General features: G+C 40.6%; 10 protein-coding genes. 6 read left to right on the top strand and 4 right to left on the bottom strand.

All coding sequences use genetic code 11. The annotated features are described in order from the left end of the window. Nucleotides 1-2 precede the first annotated feature (2 nt). From lpdA to ACYX4O_RS13545, 4 genes are all read left to right on the top strand, one after another. Nucleotides 3-1,424, top strand: a complete 1,422-nt coding sequence (gene lpdA, locus ACYX4O_RS13560) for a dihydrolipoyl dehydrogenase (RefSeq protein WP_476351594.1) — start codon at nucleotides 3-5, stop codon at nucleotides 1,422-1,424. Between the two features lie 69 nt (nucleotides 1,425-1,493). Continuing rightward, nucleotides 1,494-2,438, top strand: a complete 945-nt coding sequence (locus ACYX4O_RS13555; protein ID WP_188655322.1) for a thiamine pyrophosphate-dependent dehydrogenase E1 component subunit alpha — start codon at nucleotides 1,494-1,496, stop codon at nucleotides 2,436-2,438. A gap of 15 nt (nucleotides 2,439-2,453) precedes the next feature. Then, the gene (locus ACYX4O_RS13550; protein WP_188655285.1) at nucleotides 2,454-3,437 is read left to right on the top strand and encodes an alpha-ketoacid dehydrogenase subunit beta; all 984 of its coding nucleotides are present in this window, start codon (nucleotides 2,454-2,456) and stop codon (nucleotides 3,435-3,437) included. Nucleotides 3,438-3,458: 21 nt separating this feature from the next. Next, on the top strand, nucleotides 3,459-4,763 hold the full coding sequence (locus ACYX4O_RS13545; RefSeq protein WP_476351593.1) for a dihydrolipoamide acetyltransferase family protein: 1,305 nt from the start codon (nucleotides 3,459-3,461) through the stop codon (nucleotides 4,761-4,763). Nucleotides 4,764-5,342: 579 nt separating this feature from the next. Here the strand turns inward: ACYX4O_RS13545 and ACYX4O_RS13540 are convergent. After that, the gene (locus ACYX4O_RS13540; protein ID WP_476351592.1) at nucleotides 5,343-6,536 is read right to left on the bottom strand and encodes a cation:proton antiporter; all 1,194 of its coding nucleotides are present in this window, start codon (nucleotides 6,534-6,536) and stop codon (nucleotides 5,343-5,345) included. Between the two features lie 136 nt (nucleotides 6,537-6,672). Here ACYX4O_RS13540 and ACYX4O_RS13535 point away from each other — a divergent pair, with 136 nt between their 5' ends. Next, on the top strand, nucleotides 6,673-7,662 hold the full coding sequence (locus ACYX4O_RS13535) for a sodium:calcium antiporter (protein WP_476351591.1): 990 nt from the start codon (nucleotides 6,673-6,675) through the stop codon (nucleotides 7,660-7,662). Between the two features lie 32 nt (nucleotides 7,663-7,694). Here ACYX4O_RS13535 and ACYX4O_RS13530 read toward each other — a convergent pair whose 3' ends face one another. Genes ACYX4O_RS13530 through ACYX4O_RS13520 form a run of 3 tightly spaced genes read right to left on the bottom strand, consistent with a single transcriptional unit; the run spans nucleotide 7,695 to nucleotide 11,525 of the window. Further along, a complete protein-coding gene (locus tag ACYX4O_RS13530; RefSeq protein WP_476351590.1) occupies nucleotides 7,695-8,864 on the bottom strand; it encodes a Ger(x)C family spore germination protein in 1,170 nt (389 codons plus the stop codon). After that, the gene (locus ACYX4O_RS13525; protein ID WP_476351589.1) at nucleotides 8,861-9,952 is read right to left on the bottom strand and encodes a GerAB/ArcD/ProY family transporter; all 1,092 of its coding nucleotides are present in this window, start codon (nucleotides 9,950-9,952) and stop codon (nucleotides 8,861-8,863) included. The genes ACYX4O_RS13530 and ACYX4O_RS13525 overlap by 4 nt, the downstream gene beginning before the upstream one ends. 13 nt (nucleotides 9,953-9,965) lie before the next feature. Beyond that, on the bottom strand, nucleotides 9,966-11,525 hold the full coding sequence (locus ACYX4O_RS13520; protein WP_476351588.1) for a spore germination protein: 1,560 nt from the start codon (nucleotides 11,523-11,525) through the stop codon (nucleotides 9,966-9,968). Nucleotides 11,526-11,739: 214 nt separating this feature from the next. Between ACYX4O_RS13520 and ACYX4O_RS13515 the strand changes: the two genes are divergently transcribed. After that, entirely contained in the window at nucleotides 11,740-12,462 is a 723-nt protein-coding gene (locus tag ACYX4O_RS13515) for a DUF421 domain-containing protein (RefSeq protein WP_476351587.1), read from the top strand. Nucleotides 12,463-12,478 lie beyond the last annotated feature (16 nt).

Genomic DNA, 12,478 nt, shown 5'->3' with positions numbered 1-12,478 from the left:
CATTGGCTAATGAATATGATTTAGTTGTACTTGGAGGCGGGACAGGTGGTTATGTAGCTGCTGTTCGTGCCTCTCAACTGGGGTTAAAAACAGCAATTGTTGAAAGCGGAAAGTTAGGAGGGACTTGTCTTCATAAAGGGTGTATCCCTTCTAAAGCATTACTTCGAAGTGCAGAAGTATTCGAACAAACGAAGAAAGCGGATACATTTGGAGTTGAGACAGAACCTCCCACTCTTAATTTCTTTAAAGTACAAGAACGTAAACAATCCATCATTGATACGTTACATACTGGTGTAAAAGGATTGATGAAAAAGGGTAAAATTGACGTCTATGAAGGATTCGGACGCATTTTGGGACCAAGTATCTTTTCACCTTCTGCAGGAACCATCTCTGTTGAAATGAATAATGGGGATGAAAACCAAATGCTCATACCAAAAAACGTCTTAATAGCAACCGGCTCAAGTCCAAGAACACTTCCAGGACTTGAAGTAGATGAAGAATATGTGATGACATCTGATGAAGCTTTAAGTATGGAAGAACTTCCAGAGTCTATTGTTATTGTTGGAGGAGGCGTTATTGGAATTGAATGGGCTTCGATGCTGACTGATTTTGGTGTTGAGGTGACGGTACTCGAATATACCGATCGTATTCTTCCTACTGAAGATAAAGATATCTCGAAAGAAATGACACGTCTTATGAAGAAAAAGGGCGTCAAGATCGTAACAGGTGCTAAAGTTCTTGGCGAAACCTTAAAGAAAGAAAAAGGTGTAGAAGTTCAGGCAGAACATAAGGGTGAAACTAAGACGTATTCTGCTGATCGCATGCTTGTGTCAGTTGGGCGATCCCCGAATGTAAATAATATTGGACTTGAAAATACGGACATTGTGGTTGAAAACGGAGCCATCCAAACGAACAAATTCTATCAAACGAAGGAATCGCACATTTATGCAATTGGAGATGTTATAGGTGGTATGCAGTTAGCGCATGTAGCTTCCCATGAAGGCATTACAGCAGTTGAACATATGACAGACCAAGACCCCATGCCTATGAATATGGAGCAAGTTCCATCTTGTATTTATTCAAATCCTGAAGCTGCGAGTGTAGGTTTAACTGAGGACCAAGCAAAAGAACAGGGCTACACCGTAAAGGTTGGCAAGTTTCCTTTTAAAGCCGTTGGGAAAGCACTTGTATACGGAAAATCTGATGGGTTTGTAAAAATCGTTGCCGATCAGGATACAGATGACCTTCTGGGTGTTCATATGATTGGCCCTCATGTAACCGATATGATTTCAGAAGCCGGACTCGCCAAAGTATTAGATGCAACTCCTTGGGAAGTTGCACATAGCATTCATCCTCATCCAACACTTTCTGAAGTGATGGGGGAAGCGGCTTTAGCCGTAGACGGAAAACAAATTCACGGATAATAAGGAGGGATTTTTGTGACTGAGAATCGTCACCAAAAACTAGGCCTTTCAGACGAAGAAGTATTAGATATGTATCGTACGATGCTACTTGCTCGTCGCATTGATGAAAGAATGTGGTTATTAAATCGTTCAGGGAAGATCCCATTTGTTATTTCTTGTCAGGGACAAGAAGCAGCGCAAGTAGGGGCGTCTTATGCGTTAGATCGTGAACAAGATTATGTCGCTCCATATTATCGCGATATGGGTGTTGTATTATCTTTCGGTATGACAGCCAAAGACTTAATGTTATCTGGATTCGCGAAAGCAGAAGACCCAAACTCAGGTGGTCGTCAAATGCCTGGCCATTTTGGACAGAAGAGTAATCGTATTATAACTGGATCTTCTCCGGTAACAACACAGGTTCCTCATGCTGTAGGGTTTGCTCTTGCAGCAAAGATGGAAAAGAAAAATTTCGTTTCCTTAGTAACATTAGGAGAAGGGTCATCCAACCAAGGTGACTTCCACGAAGGTCTTAACTTTGCAGGTGTTCATAAACTGCCGGTCATTGTAATGGTAGAGAACAATAAATATGCGATTTCAGTTCCGCTAGAGAAGCAGTTAGCATGTGAGAAAGTTTCTGATCGTGCCATTGGATACGGTATGCCGGGATATACGGTTGATGGCAATGATCCGCTTGCTGTTTATGAAGCAGTGAAAGGGGCTGCCGATCGCGCTCGTAATGGCGAGGGACCGACGCTTATTGAAACGGTATCTTATCGTCTGACTCCACACTCAAGTGATGATGATGATCGTACGTACCGTGAGCGAGAAGAAGTAGAAGAAGCGAAGAAGAAAGACGCTCTTGTTACCTTTAAAGCATACTTACAAGAAGTAGGTGTGTTAACGGAAGACAAAGACAAAGAGTTAGAAGACGAAATGAAATCTCTCATCAATGAAGCGACTGATTACGCAGAGCAAGCACCATATGCAGAAGCTGAGAGCGCATTGAAATACGTATACGCTGAGGACGAGTAAGGAGGGGGAACGAATATGCCAGTAATGTCTTATATTCAAGCAGTTACACAAGCGTTGCATGAAGAAATGGAACGCGATGAGAAAGTATTTGTGTTAGGAGAAGATGTAGGGAAGCGCGGAGGCGTATTCCGTGCTACGGACGGACTGTATGATAAGTTTGGAGAAGCGCGCGTAATCGATACACCTCTTGCAGAGTCTGCAATCGCAGGTGTTGGGATTGGTGCAGCGATGTATGGAATGCGTCCTGTAGCTGAAATGCAGTTTGCTGATTTCATTATGCCTGCTGTTAACCAAATCATTTCTGAAGCAGCGAAGACAAGGTATCGCTCAAATAATGATTGGAATGTACCGATGACTATTCGTGCTCCATATGGTGGCGGTGTACATGGTGCTCTTTATCACTCTCAATCTGTTGAATCTGTATTTGCAAACCAACCAGGCTTGAAAATTGTGATGCCTTCTACACCATATGATGTGAAAGGACTATTGAAAGCTGCCATCCGTGATGATGACCCTGTCTTATTTTTTGAACATAAACGAGCGTATCGCTTAATTAAAGGCGAAGTTCCAGAAGATGATTATACCCTTCCTATAGGGAAAGCGGATGTTAAACGAGAAGGATCAGATATCACGGTGATTACTTATGGTCTTTGTGTTCACTTTGCCCTTCAAGCAGCAGAGAAACTGGCTGAAGAAGGCATTGACGCTCACATTCTAGACCTTCGTACGGTTTACCCATTAGATCAAGAAGCTATTATTGAGGCAGCGAAGAAGACCGGGAAAGTTCTTCTTATTACAGAAGATAATAAAGAAGGTAGTATTATCGGTGAGGTATCTGCAATTGTCTCAGAAAATTGCTTATTTGACCTCGATGCGCCTGTTAAACGATTGGCTGGTCCGGATGTACCGTCCATGCCATACTCACCGCCAATGGAAAAGTATTTCATGATGAATCCTGATAAAGTTGAAAAAGCAATGCGTGATCTTGCTGAATTCTAGGAATGAAGGAGGGGCTAGCAGTTGGCTAAAGAAAAGATTAACATGCCTCAGCTCGGGGAGAGTGTCACAGAGGGAACAATTAGTTCATGGCTCGTTTCCGTTGGGGACACAGTAGAGAAGTATGACCCAATAGCTGAAGTGATGACGGATAAAGTAAATGCAGAGGTACCATCTTCTTTTAGTGGCAAAATTGTCGAGCTCGTTGCAGAAGAAGGAGAAACGATTGAAGTAGGAAACTTAATCTGCTATATCGAAACAGAGGCTTCTGGAGAGGCTTCAGAGGAATCAAGTGCTTCCGAGAAACCAGAGACCCCAGTTGAAAAAGATGGCGTAGGATCACCTGATGATGAAGATCAGCCGATGAAAAAGCGTTATTCTCCTGCCGTCATGCGAATGGCGCAAGAAAATGATATAGATCTGAATCAAGTTCAAGGCTCAGGTCGTGGCGGACGTATTACTCGAAAAGATATTGAGAAGATCATTGCTTCTGGCGATCTTCCTAAAGCAACTGAAACGCCTAAGCAAAAAGAGCAGGTTCAAGAATCACAACCTGCAAAAGAAACAAAAGAAGCTAAAGCGCCACAACCTGCTAAACAATCTAGTGGTCCTCAACCAACAGCTAATGAAGGAGACGTTGAGATTCCGGTCACTGGAGTACGTAAGGCGATTGCCCAAAATATGGTCAAATCAAAAACCGAAATCCCACACGCATGGATGATGGTAGAAGTGGATGTAACGAACCTTGTAGAGTATCGAAACTCTGTTAAAGAAGATTTCAAACAAAAAGAAGGCTTTAGCCTTACATTCTTCTCATTCTTCGTAAAGGCAGTAGCTCAGGCACTGAAGGAATATCCACAGCTAAACAGCACATGGGCAGGCGATAAAATCATTCAACGCAAAGCGATTAACTTAAATATCGCCGTAGCGAAAGAAAATGAACTGTTTGTTCCTGTCATCAAAGATGCGGATGATAAGAGCATAAAAGGCCTTGCAAAAGACATTACAGACCTGGCTACTAAAGCTCGTAATGGAAAATTAACCAATGATGATATGCAAGGTGGTACCTTCACAGTAAATAACACAGGTTCATTTGGATCTGTGCAGTCAATGGGTGTAATCAATCACCCACAGGCAGCCATTCTTCAAGTTGAATCAATTGTGAAAAAGCCGGTCTATATGAACGGGATGTTCGCAGCCCGAGATATGGTCAACCTATGCTTATCACTTGACCACCGTGTTCTAGATGGTCTAGTAGCTGGTAATTTCCTAGCTCGCGTAAAAGAGATCCTAGAAACAATGACAAAAGAAAACACTTCTGTGTACTAAATAGTAAACCCTCTGAGTCCTTAACTCAGAGGGTTTTTTATTGGGGACTGGATTTTGAGAGACACAAGGTTGAGAGTATGTTTCCGTTTGCTTAATGGAAGCGTAAGGTGGTTCGGGAAATCACTCGCTTTCCACGGCGAGCTGGGAAGCCTCCTCGTTCGCTAGCGCTCTCTGCGGGGTCTCCCCTAGGCTCCTACTGCCGCAGGAGTCTCGCAATTTCCCGAACCACCTCAGCCATAAAGGGTGTAACGGAAACATGCCGAATAGGGAAATCTTGCAACTCTCACCACCCTTAAGTTGAGGGCGTTAGTAAATTTATGGCCAGGGGTGGCTGGGGAACGGGGAGACTCCTGCGGGAGAAAGAGGTTGACGAGACCCCGGACTGAACGCAGTGAGGGAGGAGGCTCGACAGCTCGCCCGCGGAAAGCGAGTCGTTCCCCAGACACCCTAAGCACTCAACAAACGTAACGCCCCAATCCACCCAAAAGTGTCTCAGCTTCAATTATTCCGTATAAGGAGGCTTATATGAGACAAATAAAATCAACAATGCCTAAACTATAAGGAAATATAAAGTTAACTTTACTTTTTCAACAAAGCTCGGCTCAAAGGGAAGATTCCAAGACTCTGGACAATGAGGGAGATCAAGACGACTGAAAAGGAAAGTGACAAAAGGATGTCGGTTCCTTCAGCGCTGCTTTCGGCTTGTAATGTAAGGATAAGGACAACAGACATGGTCCCTTTAATTCCTGACCAACTTATAAGAGCAATTTCTCTACCGTTCAGTTCTCGCCTCCAGGCAGGAAATAATTTTATGGTTCCTACCATTACGAAATAACGGATGAGAAGAGAGGCTAAAAAGATTAGTAAAGATAAATACCAATAGTCAAAGAGCAAATATCTAGAAGCTTCAATCCCAATTAGCAAGAAGACGATGGATAGAATGGTAGGTTCTACAATGTCCCAGAAGCCATCTAAAGATTCTCGGTAATGGTCTCCTTTATTAGTGTGATCAAACTCCCAGCTCAACATAATTCCTGCGCTTACTGTAGCTAAAACACCTGAAACGCCAATGTGCTCAGCTATAAGGAAAATGCCGTAAGCTAATATAATACTCAGCATGACCTGGTATTCTTTGTGATGGGTGAAGTGTACGGCTTTACTAACAGCAAACCCACAGAAGACTCCAAGAACGATACCTCCGATCGAAACAAGAAGAAATTCATTTATAAAGGAAGTTAGTGAGAGATTCTCATCATGGATAAACATACCAGATAAGAAAGTAAATAAGACAATACTCGTGCCATCATTAATCATTGATTCTCCTTCGACGACATCGGCGATTTTTGGGTTGTCAGCAGACTGCTTCAAGATGGATACAACAGAAACTGGATCCGTAGGTGTAAGAATAGAAGCCACAACCATCGCGCCAATGAAGGTGATAGGTACAACGATCCCGCCAATAAAAAAGGTAATCGCGCCAAATAAAAGGGCAGTAAAAAGCAATCCGATTGTGCTTAATACAGCAATCAGACCTGCATGTTCTTTTAAAGCTTTTGGCGGGTAGCGATATGCAGAGGTAAAGAGCAAAGCAGGTAGGAATACATCATAAAGAGTTGTTTCTGTTAGGTTAATTGAATGAAAAAAGGGAATGAAGGAGAGCAAAGTTCCAATGCTCACCAAAACCGGTGGAACAGGGATATTTTCTTGTCTTTTATCAAGGCTAAAAACGAGATAACCAATAAACAGTAAAAGGATTAATTGGGTTGGATTCATGTGTGCACCTCCTGATTTACCCATTTCCCATATCTTGAAATTTTAAATCCTTTGAAATGGGTAAAATCTTCTAGTTTACGCTAGTTCTATGGGGGAATTGATAATAGTCGAATCCTTTACTTAGGAGAAGTGAATAATGAGTCAGTTTTTAATTTTTGGATTATTTATTGTATCAGCTATTTTAGCTTATTTTGTAGCCAGTAGGTTAGCAATGTTTGGGGATGGATTAAGTGAAAAGAGTAAAACCTCCTCTTCATTTATGGGAATTCTGATTGGAGCAGCTATTTCCCTACCTGAATTAACAGCAAGTGTCACAGCGATTTCAATAGACAGTCCTGATTTAGCAATCGGGAACTTGTTAGGAAGTAATTTATTTAATTTATTAGCGTTAGCCATATTAGATATCATTTACCGCAAGACACAAATAATGGGCAAAGCGGACATAGGTAGTAAGCTCTATAGTTACCTTGTTATTCTTATGACATTAATTGTAGTGGCAGGGTTAATGATTGATGTACCCGCTCAGATATACCATATTGGTCTTTTCTCCATAATCCTTGTACTTGTGTACATTATTGGGGTACGTTGGGTAAATCGAAAAACTGAAGAGAAAGTAAAACGGAGAAGTCGAAAAAATGAAAAGTATGCGAATTATACGTATAAGCAAGTTGTGTTACGCTTCACATTGTGTGCAGTAGCGATTATGGTTGTTGGATCTGTATTAACGATAACGGCTGACAAGATCGCTTCTATTACAGGTTTAGGCTCTTCTTTCGTCGGTTCCTTTTTAGTTGGCGCGAGCACTTCCTTGCCTGATGCTGTAAGTGTAATTACAGCCTTAAAATTGAGGAACTATAGTATGGGGGTTACTTCGTTGCTTGGCAGTAACGCATTTAACATTATGTTGCTGTCATTTACGGATGCAATCTACTTCAAAAATAACCTTCTAGCGCATGCGAGCCCTTCGAATATTGTGACAAGTGTTTCGTCTATTATCGTTGTATTTGTTATTTTGTACAGCATTACACGAAAGAAAGAGCGCTCAACTCTTCTCTATATCACACCACCTTTATTAATTGTGTGTTTATATGTTGTTGCAACGCTAGCTGTATATCAGATGAAATAAAAAAAGGTCTACTCATGATGAGTAGACCTTTTTTATGGAGTGAATGGTAATTTTCTTCCCACGTCTTGATAATGTTCTACCACTACGGATACATCAATATTGAAGGTGGCCTTCGTAAAAAACTGGTTCCATTCGTCTTTAACCTTGTACCAATCTTTTGTATAGTTTATACGAAAAGGTTCCATTAATTCAAAATAGTCAACTTTGTGCTCTTTCTGTGCTTTTTCGATAGAATGGACAACCATTGAGCGTATGTCTTCTTCAATTGCTTTTTCTTGTTTCTCTACATATTCTTGATCAAACTGGTCTGATGCATAGCTCCAATCTTCGCCAAGTTTTCCTTGGAAGGAAAAGTGAATGTCATAGGTCAATTCACCTTTTTCATAAAATGGTTTTACCTTACTGGTCATTTTTTTTATTTCAAAAGTGAAAGGGTGTTCTTGATCTTCTTTCAAACCAAATACTTCAATTACTCCTCCTTGAGATCGTTCGTTTATCCAGTTAAACGTTCTTGTTTCATCTTTTGTAAGAACGCCAACCGCTTTCTTTGAATCGGCATTAATAATAATACCACCGTCTATATAGACTGCGTTCTCTTTGAGTGAAGCGAATGGTATAACAAAACTTTTTTGATGGGAGAAGTATTTAGACATATCGCCAAGTGAAATAGACGGAGCCATTTCAGCAGTCTTTGTTGCGTAATTATGAGTAATCTTGTCTAAGTAGATAGAAGGGACTTTATCTTCTTCTGGAGTAATGGTGAACAAATCCTTGGCTTTTTCGTCTGAAATGAATACTTGAACACTCCTTCTAATTTCATGGTCTCTGTTAAAGAAATAGGTTAACTTTAAAAGGTCTGTGCTTTCGGCAAGTTCCTTACTTATTACAATCGTCTTCAAATGGTAATAGTAAGGTGGACGACTTACAAACTTTGATTGCTCTCGAATGGTTTGCAGGACGGATGGCGCCGTAACGGTCTCGTTAACATAGGGTTTATTACCTGAGATCCCGCTTTTTACTTGTGAAGATATGGACTGTGGCAAGACGTATTGATTTGTCACAGAAAGCATATGAGATTGATCCGTATCTTCTGGTTGATCAATAGCAACTCCAGTAATGATGCCAAGCTCTTCGATTTCGCGGTGATCCCAGCAACCAGTAAGTATAAATGCAGCCAGAATTAAAATACAAATGGTCCTCAATGCTTCTGCCTCCTCAGTATAGAGACTAGTAAAAGGATAAGGGGAATACCAACTCCAATTGCTAACATGCTATAACCAAGCCAAACCCCCATTGTAAACATTTCGTTTATATTCTTTGGAGTCATGGCTAGGATATAAATAATCGGAATGATTGAGAACACAGCTGTCTCTTTCTTTACGTTAAATACTGTCTTAACCCCAAGAGCAGCTAGATAAAAGGCAATGGCTAACGTTGTGAAAATAGACAAAATCCAAAGTGGAATAAAGAACGTTTCAAATCGCTCAAAAAAGAAGTTTCGTATTTCGATTGATTTGGCAAGCTCCATTAGTGGATAAACAAGGGTCATGGTTTCTCCAACGCCCATAATGCCTCCGACCATAATAACAATAATGGCATATAGCGCAGTCGGGATAGCTATTCCGTATACAACTGCTTTCTTCGCACGTTCAGGTTTTCTCATATAAGCTTGAATAAATAAAATGATTTCAATCCCGACAAAGGATAAGACAGTAGCACCCATCCCTTTCATAATAGGTGAAAAACCTTCAAAAAAAGGGCGAATGTGATTCATTTCAAATTGATTAGCACTTAAAATCATGATTAATAAAGTGAAGAAAATAATAGCAGGAAAATAAAGCTCAAATAATCGGAAAATAGCGGAATATCCGCCTAGGACTAAGTAGACAGCTGTCCCTATAAAGATCAACATAGTAAAGGATACGGGGGTACGGTCTAAAATGAACATCTGAATAAGTTCAGCCATAGCCCTGGTCTCAAACGCAGCAAATGTAACATAGTAAATGGATGTAATGAGTGTTATGAATCCCCCGATCCACGATCCAACAATAATGCGATTATATTGATAGTAAGACATACCTGGATATCGATTATTCAATGCAATCATTAAGAACATTACTCCACCTGCTAAGATTCCTGTTAGAAGAACACTCACCCAACCGGAGGCCGCACCTGAAGCTGTGAATACTTCCCGGGGGAGAGTAATCATACCAACCCCTAGAACAGTAAGGCTAATGCCAATCGTAACTTGATTTTGAGTGAGCTCACTTGAATTCAAAGCTGGTTTCATTTGTAGTCCTCCCTTAATTCTTTGAGCTCATTCGTTTCTTGTCTTGTGGATGAAGCATATCCGGTCTTGATTTAAGGCTTTTTGTTTGTGTACGTATAAACATGTCTTTCCACCCTTTAGGATTGTATGGAACAAGGGGTTCTAGATAATACACGCCAAAACTTTTTAAGCGGACTAGATGAATGGATAATAAGATAAGAGCCATTACGATCCCGTATAATCCTAAAAGCGCAGCCGATACCATAATTGGAAATCGCAAAATACGTAAAGAAACCCCTACATAATACTGAGGTAAAGCGAAGGAAGAGATGGCTGTTAGGGCTACTACAATAACCATCATAGGACTTACGAGGCCAGCTGAGACAGCAGACTCTCCAATAACAAGACCTCCTACAATTCCGACGGCTTGACCTACTGGATTAGGTAAACGAATCCCTGCCTCTCTTAGTATTTCAATAGTGACTTCCATTAGGAGTGCTTCAACAATTGATGGAAAGGGCACACCTTCTCGGCTACCTGCTAAGGAAATAACCAGGTCAGTAGGAATGAGACCCTGATGATACGAGATCAAAGCTACATATATTGATGGTAGACATAGCGCAATTAACGCAGCCGCGACTCGTAATATACGAATGAGGGAGGAGTAGATCCACCGCTCATAGTAGTCTTCAGCACTTTGGTAAAAAGAATTAATGGTAAGTGGTGCAATCAACACAAAGGGTGTATGATCCACTATAATAGCAACTCTTCCCTCTGCCAGGGAGCCTGCAACAGTGTCCGGCCTTTCTGTTACCTGAACCTGTGGAAAAGGAGATAGTGAATTCTCTTCAATTAATTGTTCAATAACACCAGACTCTTGCACGCTATCGATGTCTATTTTATTTAGTCTGTTTTTTACTTCCTGGACGATTTTAGGGTTCGTTAATCCATTTATAGACATGACGACAACGTCTGTCTTAGAACGCTCCCCAACTTTAAAATAATCTAGCTGTAAATCTGGATCTTTTAAACGTTTTCGGACTAAACCTATGTTTAAGAGGAGAGTTTCTACAAAACCATCTCTTGGTCCGCGAACAACAGATTCTGATGATGGAGCTTGTATGCTGCGTTGGGGCATCTTTCTCGAATTTAAAATAATACCATCATTGAAATTGTCAGAAAGAATGAGAGTGTTTCCTTGTAATAAATGTGAAATACACTGATGAAGAGTGTCGACTATTGAGGATTCACTGATCGTCAATACATCTCTCCGCATGGTTTCAGGACTTAAAACCGATAGATACGTGGTTTCACTTAAACTTCTGATGGATTTGAGTTGTTCATGTACAACGGCCGTATCTGTTAATTCCTCAATGAATAAAAAAGCTCCGTCATATGCATATGGATCTGATGTAAACTTTACTATTTTAAGGTCGAAGCTGTTCCCAAGCAGAGCTTGTATAGTTTGAATGTCATTCTGTAACTCCCCGGTAAGTCTTTCTTGGTGAAGGGGAGAGGACTCAATAGGTTCGTTTATATGTTTTGATTTCTTTTGTGCGTGTTGAAAGAGTAATCGATTAAGAAACTTTTTCATAGAAGACTCCTTTTACTCTTTTTGTAGCCAAATGACAAATTGCCTGATCCCAAATGGAACGGCCCAGGCGAATAAAGCTCCTATTAAAACGGGAATACTTGGTAAATGATCAACAATGATTTTCATCTTTATCACCTTTTGTTTATTATGAGATATTTTGGTGATAGATTATGCATTCATTTACAAACTCATTGTTTAAAAAGGAGAGAATCAGATGGATATTGTTATGGATTCCGTGAAGGTAATTGGAAGAATTGTTACCATCTTGCCTTTAATGCTTGCTATAGGGCTGTTTATGGGGAAACGATCTATCGGAGAACTCCCTGTTATTGATTTTCTAACCGTACTTGTACTTGGCTCTGTTGTAGGAGCAGATATTGCTGACCCAAACATTCATCATATCCATACGGTAGTTGCTATAATGGTTATCGCACTGCTTCAAAAAGCGATTGTCCTATTAAAGCTGAAGAAGCAAACGATTGGGAAATGGTTAACGTTTGAGCCTACCATTGTGATTTATAATGGTGAATGGAAACGTTCAAATTTGAAGCGTATTCAATACTCAGTTGATAATGTATTACAAATGCTTAGGGAACAAGGTATTTTTCATACGACGGATGTTGAAATGGCGATAGTGGAACCTAATGGACGCTTGTCGGTAAAACGAAAGCCTGATGTTGAACCTGTGTTACGTGCAGATTTACATATTCAAAAACCAGGAAATAACTATGAGATTCCCATTATTTTAGATGGGATCATTCAAAAGGATGTACTGAGGAGGATGGGGAAGGAGGAGAGCTGGATAAGAGAACAGATGAATCATCAAGATATCCCTGATGAAAGTCGAGTTTTCTATGGGGCACTTACCTCAACAGGAGTCTGTACGTTTTCCTTAAAAGAAGCAACAATAGATGACCTTCCTCCGATTGAACATTAACGTTTGAAACTAAAAA

The sequence above is a fragment of the Pontibacillus sp. ABV4_188 genome, assembly GCF_056311905.1.
Note: the sequence above shows the minus strand (reverse complement) of the source record. Positions and strands in the feature narration are given on the sequence as shown.

Bases quoted from the DNA above. Each gene is read 5' to 3' on its own strand.
- ACYX4O_RS13555 (WP_188655322.1), top strand. From the start codon at position 1,494: ATGTATCGTACGATGCTACTTGCTCGTCGCATTGATGAAAGAATGTGG.
- ACYX4O_RS13550 (WP_188655285.1), top strand. From the start codon at position 2,454: ATGCCAGTAATGTCTTATATTCAAGCAGTTACACAAGCGTTGCATGAA.
- ACYX4O_RS13540 (WP_476351592.1), bottom strand. From the start codon at position 6,536: ATGAATCCAACCCAATTAATCCTTTTACTGTTTATTGGTTATCTCGTT.
- ACYX4O_RS13535 (WP_476351591.1), top strand. From the start codon at position 6,673: ATGAGTCAGTTTTTAATTTTTGGATTATTTATTGTATCAGCTATTTTA.
- ACYX4O_RS13525 (WP_476351589.1), bottom strand. From the start codon at position 9,952: ATGAAACCAGCTTTGAATTCAAGTGAGCTCACTCAAAATCAAGTTACG.
- ACYX4O_RS13520 (WP_476351588.1), bottom strand. From the start codon at position 11,525: ATGAAAAAGTTTCTTAATCGATTACTCTTTCAACACGCACAAAAGAAA.
- ACYX4O_RS13515 (WP_476351587.1), top strand. From the start codon at position 11,740: ATGGATATTGTTATGGATTCCGTGAAGGTAATTGGAAGAATTGTTACC.